This is a genomic window from Pseudomonas citronellolis (assembly GCF_001586155.1).
Classification (GTDB): domain Bacteria; phylum Pseudomonadota; class Gammaproteobacteria; order Pseudomonadales; family Pseudomonadaceae; genus Pseudomonas; species Pseudomonas citronellolis.
In genome coordinates, this window is record NZ_CP014158.1 from 4,836,965 (window position 1) to 4,852,552 (window position 15,588).

Annotated in this window: 17 protein-coding genes; 9 read left to right on the plus strand and 8 right to left on the minus strand. The window is 69.3% G+C overall.

What is annotated here, in order from left to right:
• The first annotated feature begins 183 nt into the window (after positions 1 to 183).
• The 3 genes from PcP3B5_RS20980 (at position 184) to PcP3B5_RS32340 (ending at position 1,067) form a co-directional block, all read left to right on the plus strand.
• Positions 184 to 642 carry a hypothetical protein gene (locus PcP3B5_RS20980; protein ID WP_043314753.1) on the plus strand — a complete coding sequence of 153 codons (459 nt, stop codon included), beginning with the start codon at positions 184 to 186 and terminating at the stop codon, positions 640 to 642.
• Positions 639 to 830, plus strand: a complete 192-nt coding sequence (locus tag PcP3B5_RS20985; protein ID WP_061562309.1) for a hypothetical protein — start codon at positions 639 to 641, stop codon at positions 828 to 830. Before PcP3B5_RS20980 ends, PcP3B5_RS20985 begins: the two co-directional genes overlap by 4 nt.
• 105 nt (positions 831 to 935) lie before the next feature.
• Positions 936 to 1,067, plus strand: coding sequence for a hypothetical protein (locus PcP3B5_RS32340; RefSeq protein ID WP_009621712.1), 132 nt, complete (start codon positions 936 to 938; stop codon positions 1,065 to 1,067).
• A gap of 377 nt (positions 1,068 to 1,444) precedes the next feature.
• Here the strand turns inward: PcP3B5_RS32340 and def are convergent, their stop codons facing one another.
• Entirely contained in the window at positions 1,445 to 1,984 is a 540-nt protein-coding gene (def, locus tag PcP3B5_RS20990; RefSeq protein ID WP_061562310.1) for a peptide deformylase, read from the minus strand.
• 214 nt (positions 1,985 to 2,198) lie between these two features.
• Between def and PcP3B5_RS20995 the strand changes: the two genes are divergently transcribed.
• Entirely contained in the window at positions 2,199 to 2,753 is a 555-nt protein-coding gene (locus PcP3B5_RS20995; protein WP_061562311.1) for a hypothetical protein, read from the plus strand.
• 84 nt (positions 2,754 to 2,837) lie between these two features.
• Here PcP3B5_RS20995 and PcP3B5_RS21000 read toward each other — a convergent pair whose 3' ends face one another.
• Positions 2,838 to 3,674 carry a CvfB family protein gene (locus tag PcP3B5_RS21000; protein ID WP_009621700.1) on the minus strand — a complete coding sequence of 279 codons (837 nt, stop codon included), beginning with the start codon at positions 3,672 to 3,674 and terminating at the stop codon, positions 2,838 to 2,840.
• 30 nt (positions 3,675 to 3,704) lie between these two features.
• Positions 3,705 to 5,474 carry an ABC transporter transmembrane domain-containing protein gene (locus tag PcP3B5_RS21005; protein ID WP_043314755.1) on the minus strand — a complete coding sequence of 590 codons (1,770 nt, stop codon included), beginning with the start codon at positions 5,472 to 5,474 and terminating at the stop codon, positions 3,705 to 3,707.
• A 157-nt stretch (positions 5,475 to 5,631) separates the two neighbouring features.
• On the opposite strand from PcP3B5_RS21005, the gene PcP3B5_RS21010 reads away from it, so the two are divergent.
• The 3 genes from PcP3B5_RS21010 to PcP3B5_RS21020 all read left to right on the plus strand — a co-directional run bounded on the left by PcP3B5_RS21010 (position 5,632) and on the right by PcP3B5_RS21020 (position 7,849).
• Positions 5,632 to 5,823: a hypothetical protein gene (locus PcP3B5_RS21010; protein ID WP_009621696.1), complete on the plus strand. Its 192-nt coding sequence runs from the start codon at positions 5,632 to 5,634 to the stop codon at positions 5,821 to 5,823.
• 204 nt (positions 5,824 to 6,027) lie between these two features.
• The gene (locus tag PcP3B5_RS21015) at positions 6,028 to 7,086 is read left to right on the plus strand and encodes an AI-2E family transporter (protein WP_061562312.1); all 1,059 of its coding nucleotides are present in this window, start codon (positions 6,028 to 6,030) and stop codon (positions 7,084 to 7,086) included.
• Between the two features lie 52 nt (positions 7,087 to 7,138).
• On the plus strand, positions 7,139 to 7,849 hold the full coding sequence (locus PcP3B5_RS21020; RefSeq protein WP_061562313.1) for an rRNA pseudouridine synthase: 711 nt from the start codon (positions 7,139 to 7,141) through the stop codon (positions 7,847 to 7,849).
• A gap of 6 nt (positions 7,850 to 7,855) precedes the next feature.
• On the opposite strand, the gene PcP3B5_RS21025 is transcribed toward PcP3B5_RS21020, so the two are convergent.
• A complete protein-coding gene (locus PcP3B5_RS21025; RefSeq protein ID WP_061562314.1) occupies positions 7,856 to 8,791 on the minus strand; it encodes a p-hydroxyphenylacetate 3-hydroxylase reductase component in 936 nt (311 codons plus the stop codon).
• Between the two features lie 165 nt (positions 8,792 to 8,956).
• Positions 8,957 to 10,126, minus strand: coding sequence for a p-hydroxyphenylacetate 3-hydroxylase oxygenase component (locus PcP3B5_RS21030; protein ID WP_009621689.1), 1,170 nt, complete (start codon positions 10,124 to 10,126; stop codon positions 8,957 to 8,959).
• Positions 10,127 to 10,427: 301 nt separating this feature from the next.
• On the opposite strand from PcP3B5_RS21030, the gene PcP3B5_RS21035 reads away from it, so the two are divergent.
• Positions 10,428 to 11,657, plus strand: coding sequence for an MFS transporter (locus tag PcP3B5_RS21035; protein WP_061562315.1), 1,230 nt, complete (start codon positions 10,428 to 10,430; stop codon positions 11,655 to 11,657).
• Position 11,658: 1 nt separating this feature from the next.
• On the opposite strand, the gene PcP3B5_RS21040 is transcribed toward PcP3B5_RS21035, so the two are convergent.
• From PcP3B5_RS21040 to hpaR, 3 genes are all read right to left on the minus strand, one after another.
• Entirely contained in the window at positions 11,659 to 12,864 is a 1,206-nt protein-coding gene (locus PcP3B5_RS21040) for a Bcr/CflA family multidrug efflux MFS transporter (RefSeq protein WP_061562316.1), read from the minus strand.
• 408 nt (positions 12,865 to 13,272) lie between these two features.
• Positions 13,273 to 14,187, minus strand: a complete 915-nt coding sequence (gene hpaA, locus PcP3B5_RS21045) for a 4-hydroxyphenylacetate catabolism regulatory protein HpaA (protein ID WP_009621686.1) — start codon at positions 14,185 to 14,187, stop codon at positions 13,273 to 13,275.
• Positions 14,188 to 14,223: 36 nt separating this feature from the next.
• Complete coding sequence (gene hpaR, locus PcP3B5_RS21050; protein WP_043270783.1) at positions 14,224 to 14,646, minus strand: homoprotocatechuate degradation operon regulator HpaR; 423 nt, start codon at positions 14,644 to 14,646, stop codon at positions 14,224 to 14,226.
• A gap of 275 nt (positions 14,647 to 14,921) precedes the next feature.
• Here hpaR and PcP3B5_RS21055 point away from each other — a divergent pair, with 275 nt between their 5' ends.
• A complete protein-coding gene (locus PcP3B5_RS21055) occupies positions 14,922 to 15,587 on the plus strand; it encodes a fumarylacetoacetate hydrolase family protein (RefSeq protein ID WP_061562317.1) in 666 nt (221 codons plus the stop codon).
• Position 15,588: the final 1 nt, after the last annotated feature.

The window sequence follows — 15,588 nt, forward strand, 5'->3', positions numbered from 1 at the left end:
TTCCTCCGCAGTCCGGCCGCGGCGCGGCCCCGTGTCGACGGTTGACCCGCCGGCACGGCTCAAGTTCGGTCCTTGCGGGCAAGCCTAGCCACTGGGCGCGGCCAGGGGAAGTTGCGCAGGCGGCGGGCAGGTGTGGGAAATGGCCTATACACTTCAGCGCAACCACAGCCGGAGGAACCCCGCATGCCCATCCCGATGCTCCGCCCCGCCCGCCGCCTCGGCGCCACCCTGCTGCTCGCCGGCGCGGCCTTCGCCAGCCTGCAACCCCAGGCCCGGGCGGAGGACGAAGCCACTTTCCTCAAGGAGTCGGCCGCCTTCTTCGAGCAGCAGAGCAAGCAGCTGCCGCTGCAGGTGGACCAGGTGACGCGCCTGGAGAACGTGCGCCTGGACACCGACAGCAAGGTGCTGCACTACCGCTACGGCATTTCCAGCATGAAGGCCGAGGGCATGCAGGCCGATGCCCTGGACAAGTTCAAGGGCGAACAGCGCACCCGCCTGGAGCGCGCCACCTGCCAGCAGCCGGCGCTGTTGCAGCGCATCCGCGAGCACGGCATCCGCGTCGCCCACGACTACGACGGCAGCGACGGCAAGCCGCTGGCGAGCATCGAGATCGATCCGCAGAAACTCCAGTGCCAGGGATGAGCCGCGTCGACTATCACCGCGAACACGCCGCCCGGGCCGAAGCCGAGGCCCGCCGGCTACTGGCCGAGCGCCAGGCCCTGGGCGGGCGCTGGCTGGCCTGGGTGGCCGGCGAACTCTACCGCCTGGGCCCGCCGCAGTACGCGGCCATGGTCCGCCGCGAGCTGGAGCGGCTCAGCGGCCAAGCCTGAAGCGCCCGGCGGGTCTATGCTGAAGAGGCACCGGCCCGCGCCCGCGGGCCGACGGAGCGCTGACCGCAGGGATGCCTGTCCTTCCCAGTCCACGAGGTTACGGTCATGAGCAAAGGTCTGAACGCCCACAAGGAAGGCAAGAAGAAGCCCCTGAAGACGGCCCACGAGAAACGCATGGCGAAGAAGCAGAAGAAATCCGGCAATGCGCTGCTCGGCAGTCACGGGCAAACGTCCTGAGAGTGCAGCTGCGGACGGCCGCTTGGGGGCGGTTGTCCGCGAATTATTCAGGGGCTCGGTTCTTCGTAGGATGGGTTGAGCGTGCGAAACCCATGCGGTTGCGCCGATGGGTATCGCTTCGCTCAACGCCATCCTACGAAAAGCCGTGCTCGCTCATGCGGTAGGAGCGGACCTTGTCCGCGATAGCCGGAGGTATCGGCGCGATTCGCGGATGAGATCCTACGCAACCCCACCCGCGCCATTCCTCTGTAGGAGCGCGCTCTGCGCGCGAATCGCGGGCAGGGCCCGCTCCTACAATTCCAGGGAGCACGGGCGTAGGAGCGGACTTTGTCCGCGATTGGACTCACCGGCCACGCCAATGCCCAGGAGGCGGCCCCTCAATCATCCGCCTTCGGATCCAACCCTGGGAACAGCACCTCGGTAAAACCGAACTTGCCGAAATCCGTGATCCGCGACGGATAAAGCCGGCCAATCAGGTGGTCGCACTCATGCTGCACCACCCTGGCATGGAAGCCTTCCACCGTGCGATCGACAGGTTGCCCCTGCGGATCCACCCCCTGGTAGCGAATACGCTTGTAGCGACTCACCGCCCCACGCAGGCCGGGCACCGAGAGGCAGCCCTCCCAGCCCTCCTCCATTTCCTCGCCCAAGGGCGTGATCACCGGATTGAGCAGAATGGTCGGCGGCACCGCCGGCGCATCCGGATATCGCTCGCTGCGCTCGAAACCGAAGATCACCAGTTGCAGGTCCACGCCTATCTGCGGCGCGGCCAGGCCTACGCCGCCGGCGTGGTGCATGGTGTCGAACATGTCGTCGATCAGTCGTTGCAGTTCGGCGCTGCCGATCATCTGCGCCGGCACCGGCGGGGCGACGCGCAGCAAGCGTTCGTCGCCCATCTTGAGAATCTCGCGGATCATGCCCCTGGGCCCCTGGCTGGCGGTTGTGCGTGAGCTGGCATCCTCGCCCCTTGCCCGGCGCCTGGCAAGGCCCGCTACGCCCGTCGCCCCGGGGGGCCGGGAGCGTCCAGGGGGGTAAAATTCAAAAAGTGACACGTGGCGATCCGCGTGGAACTGCCGCGAACGCCGGAGCGTTCGCCGAGGGGGAGCCGGGGGACTGACCTGGAGGTGCTCCATGAACAGGCACTACTACATCAGCAACGACCTGGACGAGCTGGAGAACGTCGAGAGCGAGCTGAAGGCCAACGGCATCGCCGAGGAGCAGATGCACGTGCTCAGCGAGCAGGACGCGCAGCTCGACCAGCGCCACCTGCACGAAGTGCCGGACGTGATGCGCAAGGACCTGGTGCGCGGCGGCAAGTACGGGCTGGGCATCGGCATCGCCCTGGCGGTCCTGGTGCTGGCGCTGGGCTACTTCGCCGGCTGGAGCGAAAGCGCCGCCGGCTGGATTCCGGTGCTGTTCCTGGCGGCCGTGCTGCTGGGCTTCAGCCTGTGGGAAGGCAGCTTCTTCGGCCTGCAACGGCCCAGCGGCGACGTGCGGCGCTTCGCGCCTTCGCTACACGCCGGCCGGCATGTGTTCTTCGTCGACGTGCGGGCCGACCAGGAGCCGCTGCTGGACATGGTCGTCGGCCACCACCCGCGCCTGGAAGTGGCCGGTTTCGGCGCGCCCATGCCGCGCTGGGTGCTGGCCTGGGAACAGGCCTGGCACCGCTTCAAACGCATGATGTAACGACCGCGGCGGCCGGACCTGCCGCTGGATGATCGCGCCGAGGGCGGCCGCGGGGCTGCCGGGGGTAGTTGCGGCCCGGTGGAATCAGCGCAGCTCGATGCGGTCGTCGAGGATGGTGATCAGCCCCTGCTTGAACAGCCCGCCGATGGCCTTCTTGAAATTACCCTTGCTCACGCCGAACTCGCGGCTGATCGCCTCCGGCGGGCTCTTGTCGGACAGCGCCAGGCTGCCGCCGGCCTCGCGCAGGGCGGCGAGGATGCGCTCGCCGAGGTCGTCGCGGGCGGCCTGGCCGACCGGCTGCAGGCTCAGGCTGATCTTGCCGTCGGCGCGCACTTCCTTGATGTAGCCCTTCTCGCGCATGCCGCTGCGGACGAACTTGAACAGCTCGTTCTTGTGGATGAGCCCCCAGTGCCTGCCGTCGATGATGGCCTTGAAGCCGAGGTCGGTGCGCTCCACCACCAGCAGGTCCACTTCCTGGCCAGCCTGGTAGTGCGCCGCGGTGTCGTCCAGGTAGCGGTCCAGGCGCGCGGTGGCGGTGATGCGGCGGGTGCGCTCGTCGATGTAGCAGTACACCACGCAGTAGTCGCCGACCTGCAGCGGGCGCTTCTCTTCCGAGTGCGGCAGCAGCAGGTCCTTGGGCAGGCCCCAGTCGAGGAACAGGCCGACGCGGCTGACTTCCACCACCTTCAGGCTGGCGAAGCCGCCGACCTGCACCTTGGGCTTCAGGGTGGTGGCGATGATGCGGTCTTCGCTGTCGAGGTAGATGAAGACGTTCAGCCACTCGCCCGGCTCGGTGGGCTCGTCCTTGGGGATGTAGCGCTTGGGCAGGAGGATTTCGCCGTGGGGGCCGCCATCGAGGAACAGGCCGATCTCGGTGTGCTTGACCACCTGCAGGGAATTGAAACGGCCGATGGCTGCCATGTGCGGGACTCCGGGGAAAAGGCGCGCATTCTACACGCTCTGCGCCTGGCCGAACTGCAATTCCGCCAGGCGTGCGTACAGCGGGTTGCCGGCCACCAGTTCGGCGTGGGTGCCCAGGGCCAGCAGGCGGCCCTGGTCGATCACGGCGATGCGGTCGGCATTGAGCACCGTGGCCAGGCGGTGGGCGATGACCAGGGTGGTGCGCCCGCTCATCAGCTGCGGCAGGGCCTGCTGGATCAGGTGCTCGCTCTCGGCGTCCAGGGCGCTGGTGGCTTCGTCGAGCAGCAGGATGGGCGCGTCCACCAGCAGCGCGCGGGCGATCGCCAGGCGCTGGCGCTGGCCGCCGGACAGGCCCACGCCGCCCTCGCCCAGGTGGGTGCGGTAGCCCTCGGGCAGGCGCTGGATGAAGTCGTCGGCGTGGGCCGCGCGGGCCGCGGCGCGCAGCGCTTCGTCGCTGGCGTCGGGGCGGCCGTAGCGCAGGTTGTCGTCCACCGTGCCGTAGAACAGCGCCGGGTTCTGCGACACCAGGGCGAAGCAGCGGCGCAGGTCGGCGGGGTCGAGGCGGGTGATGGGCGTGCCGTCGATGCGGATCTCGCCCTGCTGCGGGTCGAAGAAGCGCAGCAGCAGGTCGAACAGGGTGGACTTGCCGGCGCCGGAAGGGCCGACCAGCGCCAGGGTCTCGCCGGGGCGCACGTCCAGGTCGATGCCGTCGATGGCCCAGTGCTCCGGGCGCGACGGGTAGGCGAAGCGCAGGCCGCGCAGCTCGATGCGCCCCTCGACGCGTTCGGGCAGGCGCAGCAACCCTTCCTGCGGCGCGACTATCTGGTTGCGCGCGCGCAGCAGCTCGGCGATGCGCTCGGCCGCCCCGGCGGCGCGCTGCAGCTCGCCCAGCACCTCGCTGAGGGTGCCGAAGGCCATGCCGACGATCAGGCTGTAGAACACGAAGGCCGCCAGCTCGCCGGGGCTGATGCGCCCGGCGATCACGTCCATGCCGCCGACCCACAGCATCACCCCCACCGCGCCCAGCACCAGCAGGATGACCACGCTGACCAGCCAGGACCGCTGCAGGATGCGCTTGCGCGCGGTGCCGAAGGCGGCCTCCACCGTGCGGCCGAAGCGCGCGCGGTCCTGGGCCTGGTGGTTGTAGGCCTGCACCGTCTTGATCTGCCCGAGGGTCTCGCCGACGTAGCTGCCGACGTCGGCCACGCGGTCCTGGCTCTGCCGCGACAGCTCGCGCACGCGGCGGCCGAACAGGAGGATGGGCGCGATCACCAGCGGTAGCGAGGCCACCACTATGCTGGTCAGCTTGGCGTTGGTGACGAACATCAGGATCACCCCGCCGGCCAGGGTCAGCGCATTGCGCAGGGCCATGGACAGCGAGGAGCCGATCACCGTCTGCAGCAGCGTGGTGTCGGCGGTCAGCCGCGACTGGATTTCCAGCGCGCGGTTGCTTTCGTAGAAGCCCGGGTGCAGTTCGATCAGGTGATCGAAGACGCGCTGGCGGATGTCGGCGACGAAGCGCTCGCCGATCCACGACACCAGGTAGAAACGCACGAAGGTGCCCAGCGCCAGGCCCAGCACCAGCAGGAAGAAGATGCCGATGGAGCGGTTGAGCAGGTGCTCGGACTGGGTGACGAAGCCCTGGTCCACCAGCAGGCGGATGCCCTGCCCCAGGGACAGGGTGATGGCCGCGGTGAACAGCAGCGCCAGCAGGGCGCCAAGGGCGCGCCAGCGGTAGGGGCCGAGGAAGGCCCGGGCCAGGCGCAGGGCATTGCGCTGGCGGGACGACAGCAGAGGCATGGAGGGCTCGCGGCGACCGGGAATCGACCGAGGTTAACACCCCGCCGCGGGCCCGGCGATGGCGCTGCAATGGCCCTTCGGTCGATTTTCACCCCGAAGGACGGTCATTTCCTGTACAATGGGCGGCCATTTCGCGAATGAACAGGTAATGGCAAGCATGTCCAGCAAAACCATCTCCCGCCAGAAGTCCGCCCCGAAACCCGCTGCGGCCGTGACCAGCCGCGAGGCCCTGGAAGCCCAGGTGGCCGCCTTCCTCAAGTCCGGCGGCGAGATCCAGCAAGTCGCCAAGGGCGTGACCGGCCAGCCCAACGGCGCCGCCAGCCGCCACATCAGCCTCGGCAAGAAGTAATCCCCCCGCTCCTCCCGTAGGCGCGAGCTTGCTCGCGGACCCCGCCATCCCTGGCCCGGCGTTCGCGAGCAAGAGCCCTGCGCACCCTCCCCCGCTACTCCTACTTTCGCTCGACATCCGGCGATTTCTCCCGCCCGACTTGCATTCCGCCGCGCACGGCCAATGCTCTGAGGAACCCCACGAGGCTTTCCAAGGAGAGATGCCATGCTGCCATCGGCGGACCGGGTGCTGTCGCGCAACCTGCTGGACGTGTTGATACGCGCCGGGCTCATCCTGTTCCTGGCGGTGTTCTGCTTCCGCATTTTCCACCCCTTTCTCGACCTGATGCTCTGGGCGCTGATCCTCGCCGTCACCCTCTACCCGCTGCAGGGCATGCTGCAGCGCGCCCTGGGCCAGCGGCCGGCCCTGGCGGCGACGCTGCTGGCGCTGGTCGGCCTGGCCCTGCTGCTGGTGCCGGTGGTGCTGATCGGTTTCTCCATCGCCGACTCGGTGGCCGACCTTGCGCACCGCTTCCAGGCCGGCGGCCTGCGCATCCCGGCGCCGCCCGAGGCGGTGGCCGGCTGGCCGCTGGTGGGGCCCTACATCTACAACGCCTGGCAGCGGCTGGCCGAGGACTTCCTCGGCGCCGCCCAGCAGGCCGCGCCGCACCTGCAGGGCGTGGCCCGCACGGTGCTGGCCAAGGCCGCTGGCGTGGGCATGGAGCTGCTGCAGTTCCTCGGCGCCTTCCTGGTGGCCTGCGTGATCATGGCCTACGGCCCGCTGGGCGCGCGCACCGCCGAGGACATCGCGGTGCGCATCTCCGGCCCCGAGCGCGGCCCGGAACTGGCGCGGCTGAGCACCGCGACCATCCGCGCGGTGGCCCAGGGCGTGGTCGGCGTGGCCTTCATCCAGACCCTGCTGCTGGGCCTGGGCTTCATCGTCATGGGCATCCCCGCCGCCGGCCTGCTGTCCCTCGGCGTGCTGCTGCTGGGCATCGTCCAGTTGCCGGTGGCGGTGATCTCGCTGCCGGCCATCGTCTACGTGTTCTGGAGCGGCGACTACGGCACCGTCAGCGCAGTGGTGTTCACCGTCTGGACGGTGCTGGCCGGACTTTCCGACAACGTGCTCAAGCCGCTGATGCTCGGCCGCGGCGTCGCCGTGCCGATGCCGGTGATCCTCCTCGGCGCCCTGGGCGGGATGCTCACCGGCGGCATCATCGGCCTGTTCATGACCTGGGTGCGCGAGGGCGCCCGGCCGCCGGAAGCCGAGGACGTCTCGCCCTGAACCCGCGGCCGGGGAGTACAATGGCGGCCTTTCCCGCCGCCGACTCCCTGCCATGACCGAAACCACCCGCCTGTCCAAGCGCCTCGCCGAACTGCTGCCCTGCTCCCGCCGCGAGGCCGAGCTGTACATCGAGGGAGGCTGGGTCACGGTGGATGGCCAACCCGTCGACGAGCCGCACTTCCGCGTCGCCGGGCAGCGCGTCGAGCTGCTGCCCGGGGCCATCCCGGCGCCGATCCCGCCGGCCACCCTGCTGCTGTACAAGCCGGCCGGCCACTCCGCCGAGCAGGCCCTGGGCCTGCTGGTGGCGGCCAATCGCTGGGAAGCCGACAGCGCCGAACAACGTCCGCTGAGCAAGCACTTCGCCCGCCAGCAGAGCACCACGCCGCTGGACGACCAGGCCAGCGGGCTGCTGGTGTTCACCCAGAACTACGGCGTGCTGCACCGCCTGCAAGACGACGCGGCGACCATCGAGCACGAGTACCTGGTGGAAGTCGCCGGCAGCCTCGACGACGCCGGCCTGGCGCGCCTGCGCCACGGCCTGCTGTACCAGGGCCGGCCGCTGCCGGCGCTGAAGGTCAGCTGGCAGAACGAGACGCGCCTGCGCTTCGCCGGCAAGGGCTTCCGCCCCGGGCAGATCGCCGACATGTGCCGCCAGGTCGGCCTGAAGGTCGTGGGCATCCGCCGCCTGCGCCTGGGCGGCGTGTCCATGGGCAAGATGGAACCGGGGCAGTGGCGCTACCTGCTGCCCAACGAGCGCTTCTGACAGCTTCTACAGCGGCTGGGCCAGGCCCCGCAGCACCGTCTTGAAGGTCTCTACCTGCTCGTCGCTGAAGCGCGAGAAGACCTTGGCCTGCTGTTCCTCGGCGATGCTCCACAGCGTCTCGGCCTGGTCGATGCCGGCGGCGGTCAGCGCGCAGCCGCCCTCGCCCACCTGCAGCAGGCCCTTGCGTTCGAGGTTGGCGCGGGCCTCCTCGATCTCCCGCAGCGGCATCGCCACCAGTTGCTGCAGCGCCGTGGTGTCCAGGGCGGCGTCCTTCTCCATCACCATCAGCATGCGCGCCTCGCTAGTGCGCAGGCCGCTGGCCAGCTGCCGCGGCTGGTAGTCGGCCTGGTAGCAGCGCAGCGCCTGGGTCATCAGGTAGTAGAGGTTGTGGTTCAGGCGGCCCTGGAAGGCGGTGCGCGGCACCCCGGCCTGGGCCTCGCGCAGGCGCGGGTGCGGCAGCACGCTGGAGTACACGCCCTGGTGGTAGAGCAGCGGCGCGCGGCCCAGGTCGTCGAAGGCCAGCACGCGGCCGATGAGAATCCAGTGGTCGCCGCCGTCGAGCTTCTGCTGCAGCTCGCACTGGAAGCGCGCCGCGCAGTCCGGCAGCAGCGGCGCGCCGCCGGCGCCCTGCTCGCAGGCCACGCCGGCGAACTTGTCGGCGCTGGGCCGGGCGAACTGGTTGGACAGGTCGATCTGGTCGGCGGCCAGCACGTTCACCGCGTAGTGGCTGGCCTTGTCGAACACCGCCAGGCTGGTGGCGCGCTTGTCGATGCTCCAGAGCACCAGCGGCGGGTCGAGGGATACCGAGTTGAAGCTGTTGGCGGTCATGCCGACGCGTTCGCCGTCGGCGGCCGCGGTCATCACGGTGACGCCGGTGGCGAAGTTGCCCAGGGCACGGCGGAAGGCACGCGGGTCCAGGCCCGCTTCATCGTTCTGGTTCATGGCGGTTCCTCCGCGCCGGCGCGGGGCCGGCGGGATTGAAGAAAGTCGTTGCGATACCTTGCAGGAGCGAGGGGGACGCCTGGTTCTGGCTCGCGAACGGATTCCGCAGCGGGGTCGGTTCGCGAGCAAGCTCGCTCCTACGAAGAGCAGGCTGGGCGTGGTGGCTCAGACCATGCTCGGGTCCGGCTCCAGGCCCATCAGCTCGCGGCCGAGGATCTGCGCGCAGACGTCGTAGTCGGTGTAGGCGTGGGCGCCGGTCATGTGCGAGTCGCGGAACAACCGCTGCATCTCGTTGCTCTCGAACCAGGCGGTGCCGCCGGCGGCCTCGAACAGGCGGTCCACGGCCTGGATGCACATCTTCACCGCGTAGGCCTGGTTGGTGCGCCAGAAGGCCAGGGTCTCGCGGCTGGGGTATTCGTGGCGCTCGCCGTGCTCGGCGTGGTCCTGCCAGGTCTTCTCGAGGAAGGCGCGGGCGGCGGCCACCTGGTGGGTGGACTCGGCCAGGCGCATCAGCGCCGGGGTGGCGGTGCCGACGCTGGCGCCGGTGTAGGCGCGCACGCGGTTGCGCGTCTTCTCCTTGAAGGCTTCCAGCATGCGCTCGGCGATGCCCAGGCCGATGGAGGCGAAGCCGCTGGCGAAGTACGGGCGGTACGGGGTGTAGAAGATCTTGCTGTAGGGGTACAGGCCGAAGCCGGCGGAGCGGCCTTCCATCATGTCCTTGGCCGCCTGGATGCGGTGGTTCGGCACGAAGGCGTCCTTCACCACCAGGGTCTTGGTGCCGCTGCCCTTCATGCCGGCGGCGTACCAGTCGTCGCGGATCTCGTAGTCGCTGCGCGGCAGCACGGCGAAGCAGTAGACCTGCTCGCCCTCGGCGTTCTGCCGGCGGCAGCCGAGGATGGCCCATTCGGCATGGTCGCTGCCGCTGCTCCAGCCCATCTCGCCGTTGAACAGGATGCCGCCCTCGACCTCCTGGATGCGCCCGAACGGCGCGATGCTGCTGCTGGCGGTGGCATCGGGGTTCTCGCCCCAGACCTCGTCCTGCAGTTGCTTGGAGAACATCGCCAACTGGTGGCTGTGGGTGCACAGCAGGCTGAAGGCCCAGGCGGTGCTGGCGCAGGCGCCGGCCAGGGCGACCACGCAGTCGGCGAACTCGGGCAGGGAGATTTCCATGCCGCCATAGCACTTGGGCTGGAAGGCGCGGTGCATGCCGATGCCCTTGAGCAGGGCGATGTTCTCGGCGGGCGCGGTGCGCGCCTGTTCGGCCTTGGCGGCGTTGGCGGCAATGGCGGGCAGGACGGATTTCAGGTCTTCGAGCAGGGGGTTTGGCTTTTTCATCTTGGCGGCCCTTGATTGTTATTGGAGGCGCGCCGCCGTCGCGAAGTGCTTGGCGACGGGCGGCAGGGCTCTCGTGGCGAGAGTGGCAGGGCCGATTATGGGAGCCGCCCAGCGGCGTCTTGAATGCAACTTCCGCGGACTCGATTGCACTTTTCATGGGATTTCCCGGCCCCTGGAACCAGCGAAACCGGCGCCGGGCCAGGCGCCGCGCGGCTTTCGTTAACATCTGAACGTTCTGACGGAATTTTTCCGTTATCATGACGCCCTTCCCTCATCCGCCCTCCGCCCGAGCGAGCCGCCGATGTCCGCTTCCCGTTCCTGGCCGAACAGCCTGCGCGCGCTGCGCCACCGCAACTTCCGCCTGTACTTCGCCGGCCATGCGGTCTCCACCCTGGGCACCTGGGTCCAGCAGGTGGCGCTGGCCTGGCTGGTCTACCGGCTGACCGGCTCGGCGGCGCTGCTGGGCATCACCAGTTGCGTGGCGCTGCTGCCGCAGTTGTTCATCGGCCCCCTGGCCGGGGCCTGGATCGACCACCACGACAAGCGCCGCCTGCTGCTCGCCAGCCAGAGCCTGATGGCCCTGCAGGCCGCGGCCCTGGCCGGGCTGACCGCCGGCGGGCTGATCACCCCGGCGCTGATCGTCGGCATGTCGGCGCTGCTCGGCGTGCTCAGCGCCTTCGACACGCCGCTGCGGCAGTCGCTGCTCAGCCGCTTCGTCGACGACCGCGCCGACCTGCCCAACGCCCTGGCGCTGAACGCCTCGCTGTTCACCTGCTCGCGCTTCGTCGGCCCGCCGCTGGCCGGGCTGCTGCTGGGGCTGACCAGCGAAAGCCTGTGCTTCGCCCTCAACGCCCTGTCCTACCTGGCGCTGGTGGCCGGCCTGCTGCGGGTGCGCCTGGCGCCGGGGGTGCGCGCCAGCGGCAGCATGGGCAGCGTGTTCCGCGAGGGCCTGGACTACGCCCTGCGCACCCCGAGCGTGCGCCGGCTGATGCTCGGCGTGTTGCTGGTCAACCTCACCGCCTCCAGCTACGCGGCGCTGCTGCCGGTGTTCGCCCGCGACGTCTTCACCGGCGATGCGCGCACCCTCGGCTGGCTGTGGGGCGCGGCCGGCTTCGGCTCGCTGCTGTCGAGCCTGTTCCTGGCCCAGCACCAGGACCCGGCGCGGCTGCCGCGGATAATCCTGCTCTCCGCCCTGGCCAGCGCCGGCGCGCTGCTGGCGTTCGCCCTCAGCCGCGATCTGCCGCTGTCGCTGGCGGCCATGGCGGTGCTGGGTTTCGGCGTCACGGTGAACAACGTCGGCACCAACATCGTCATCCAGAGCAGCGCGCCGGAAGCGCTGCGCGGCCGCGTGGTGTCGATCTACACCGCCACCCGCTTCGGCTTCGACGCCATCGGCGGCCTGCTCGCCGGGCTGCTGGCGGCGCGCTACGGCGGGCCCTGGGCAATGGCCGCGGCCGGCGCCCTGCTGCTGGCCTACTGCGCCTGGCAGGGCCTGCGCCGCACGGCGCGGACGGAACAGCAGCCGGCCTAGCTCAGGCCGCTTCCGCCAAGGGTTGCGGAGCGTGCCGGCGGGCCAGGAGGAAGGCCAGCAGGCAGCCGATGCCGGCGCCGCCGACCACCAGGCACATCGGCCAGGGGCTGCCATCGGAAAGCGCGCCGACCAGCGCGCTGCACGCCGTGCCCAGGGCGAACTGCCCGGTCACCGCCAGCCCGGCGGCGGCCCCGGCCTCGCGCGGGAACAGCGCCAGCAGGCTGGCCACGCAGTTGGCGCCGAGCAGGCCGGTGACGCTGACGTAGAGCAGCACGCCCAGCACCAGCGCCGGCAACCCGCCCCAGCCGGTGAAGCCGCAGACCAATAGGAGCGTCCCCGCCAACGCGGCCATGGCAGCGCCGCAGGCGAGCATCCGCTGCGGCCCGAGCCGCCCCACCAGGCGCGCATTGAGGCTGGTGGCCAGGATGATGCCGGCGATGTTCAGGCTGAACAGCCAGGCATAGGCCTGCGGGGACACGCCGAAATGCTCGATGTAGACGAAGGGCGAAGCGGTGATGAAGGCGAACATGCCGCCGAACGACAAGCCCATGCACAGCATGTAGCCCAGCGCCCTGGACTGCAGGAGGATGCGCCCGTAGGCGCGGAACACCTGCGCCACCGACTGCCCGCGATGCGCCGCCGGCAGGCTCTCGGGAATCCGCCACAGCACCGTGAGCAGGCACAGCACGGCGAAGGCGAAGAGCACGGCGAACACCGCGCGCCAGCCGGCGGCCTGGGCCAGCAGGCTGCCCAGCAGCGGCGCCACCAGGGTGGCGAGCATGGTCACCAGGTGCATCAGCGAAAGCACCCGCGCCGACTGCTGCAGGGGGAACAGGTCGCGCACTATGGCCCGCGCCAGCACCGAGGCCGCCGCCCCGCCCAGGGCCTGGAAGAAACGCCAGGCGATCAGCGCCGAAGCCGTGCCGGCGAACAGGCAGCCGAGGGTGGCCAGCAGGTACAGGCAGATGCCGCCCAGCAGCAGGCGCCGGCGGCCGAAGCGGTCCGACAGCGGCCCGTAGAACAGCATGCCCAGGCACAGGCCGGCGAGGAACAGGCTGATGGTCAACTGCACCTCGGCGGCGCCGGCGGCCAGATCGGCGGCGATCAGCGGCAGGCTGGGGAGGTAGGTGTCGATGGACAGGGGCGCGAAGGCGACCAGCGCGGCCAGGGGCAGGATCAGGCGCTGGGGGTGGGCTGGGGTGGCCATGGGAGGGTCCGGGTGGGGGCGGAGCATAAAGTTAACAAGTTAACCAAAAGACCGGAAGCCACGGGTTTCTGTCGGGGCAACGGGATGCTTTTCGTAGGAGCGAGCTTGCTCGCGAACGGGGTTCGTCGGTGGCTATGGGGGTTGGGTTTGAGAGCGCCCTCTCCCTAACCCTCTCCCTGAAGGGAGAGGGGACCGTTGGGCAGACGCTGCTGCTCTGGAGTCAGCCGGCTAGCACTGGGATCGCCGGCTGACTCCAGGCCTCCTCTCGGCACGGACAAGCCCCCTCTCCCTTCAGGGAGAGGGCTGGGGAGAGGGTTACGGACTTCGATTACGCTCCGTTGCCGAACCTGACACCGCTGTTCGCGAGCAAGCTCGCTCCTACGAAAAGCCAGCAGCAGCAGCACCCACCTACCGCCAGGCTTCTTCCTTGTCACCCGCCCTACGCTGCCGGTACTCCCCCGGCGCCATCCCGGCGTTGCGGGCGAAGAAGCGGCTGAAGTAGGCCGGGTCCTTGAACCCCAGCTGGTAGCAGATCTCGTTCACCGAGCTGCCGCTGAACAGCAGCAGGCGCCGCGCCTCCTGCATCAGCCGTTCGTGGACCAGGCGCTTGGACGGCAGCCCGGCGACGCGCCGGCAGATGTCGTTCAGCCGCGCCTCGGTCACGCCGATGCGTTCGGCGTAGGCCGTCAGCGGCCAGTGCTCGGGGTAGTGCTGCTCGATCAGCTGGTTGAAGCGCTGGAACAGGCGCAGGTCCTCGCGGCGCATGGGCTGCGCCTTGAGCGAACGCGCCGACAGGCGCAGCAGGCTGACGAAGATCAGCCGCACCAGGTCGGCCAGGGCCAGCTCGCGGCCGGGGCGCTCGCCACGGAATTCCTCGCGCAGCAGCTCGAACAGACCATCCACCCGTGCCACCTCGCCGGCGAAGGTCTCGTCCAGCTGGTCGAAGGCCACGCACACCGGGCCGATGTCCGGCCCGGCGGCCAGGCCCTGCTCCGGCGCCAGCAGCGGCCAGAGCAGTTGCTGGCGCACGGTCAGCACGTGGCCGTCGGCGTCGTTCTCGGTGACGAAGGCGTGGGGGATGGTCGGCGGGGTGAGGAAGAACAGCGGGCCCTGGCGGTGGTAGAGCTGCTCGTCGAGGTACACGCGCACCGAGCCGCTTTTGACGTAGTGCACCTGGAAGAAGCGGTCGTGGCGGTGCACCGGCATGTTGCGGCCGAAGAAGTCGGCCAGCTTGCCCAGCTCCTCGTAGTGCACCTCGGAATCGCTGTAGCGCAGGTCGTAGACTTGGCCGATGTCGATGTTGGGGATGGGGGCGCGGGCCATGGCGTTACCTACCTGTATGCCGGCAGGAGCGCGGAATCAGGGCTTGATCTTCTTCAGCTCGTCCAGCAGCCCCAGCAGTTGCTGCAGCTTGTCCTCGCCGAACTGTTCGAGGATACGCCGGTAGTTGTTCTCCATGTCGCCGCTCATGGCCACGAAGCACTGCTGGCCCTTTTCGCTCAGGCACACCAGCACGCGGCGCTGGTCGTGCTCGGACTTCCAGCGGCGCACCAGGCCGTCGCGCTCCATGCGCGCCAGCACGCCGGTCATGCTCGGCTTGAGGATGCAGGCCTGCTGCGCCAGCTGGTAGATCTCCATCTCGCCCTGCTGGCGGAGGATGCGCACGATGCGCCATTGCTGCTCGGTCAGGTCGTGCTGGTTGAGCGAGGGGCGGAAGAAAGCCATGGCGGCCTCGCGGGCCTGCAGCAGGGTGAGGGTCAGGGACGGACGCGGCGTGGACATGTAGATGGGCTACTCGACTGAAAATAGGAAAGATTTTAACCAGCATAGCCCCTGCATAGGCAAACCCTGCGACGACCCGAGCGACGCCCTGGCAGCGTGGGTCAAGGCCATGGCAGCGCCGGACAATCCCGGCGCCGGCACGCCTGCTCCAATGCCCGTAGCGAAACCAGGCCCCGATGGACGAGGCTTGACCATAGTTAACATATTAACTATAACGCTAACATGTTAACGATACCCGGGTATCCACGGCCCGGGTGAAGCAGGAGAACGAAGCCATGCGTCGCGCTATCAGCGAAGCCGCAACGGGCACCCTGTTCGGCGTCGCGCTGAACTACCAGGGCCTGTTGCACAGCCGGCTGGAGGAATTCCAGCAGCCGCCCTACCAGAAGCCGCCGGTCAAGCCGGTGCTGTTCATCAAGACGCCGAACACCCGTAACGGCGACGGCCAGGCGGTGGTCTTCCCCGCCGGCATCGAGCGCCTGCAGCCGGGCCCGGCCCTGGGCGTGGTGCTCGGCCGCGACGCCAGCCGCGTCAGCGAGGACGAGGCCATGGCCTACGTGGCCGGCTACGTCATCGTCAACGAATTCAGCCTGCCGGAAGACAGCTACTACCGCCCGGCGGTCAAGGCCAAGTGCCGCGACGGCTTCTGCCCGCTGGGCAGCGAAGTGGTCGACCGCGACGAGATCGCCGACCCGCACGCCCTGCCGCTGCGCCTGCTGGTCAACGGTGAAGTGCGCCAGCAGAACAGCACCGCCAACCTGGTGCGCAGCATTCCCAAACTGATCGCCGAGATCAGCGAGTTCATGACCCTGCACGCCGGCGACGTGCTCATCACCGGCACCCCCGAGGGCCGCGTCGACGTGCAGCCGGGCGACGAAGTGGTGGTGGAGATCGAAGGTCTCGGCCGCCTGGTCAATCACGTCGTGGCGGAGGAAGCCTGAG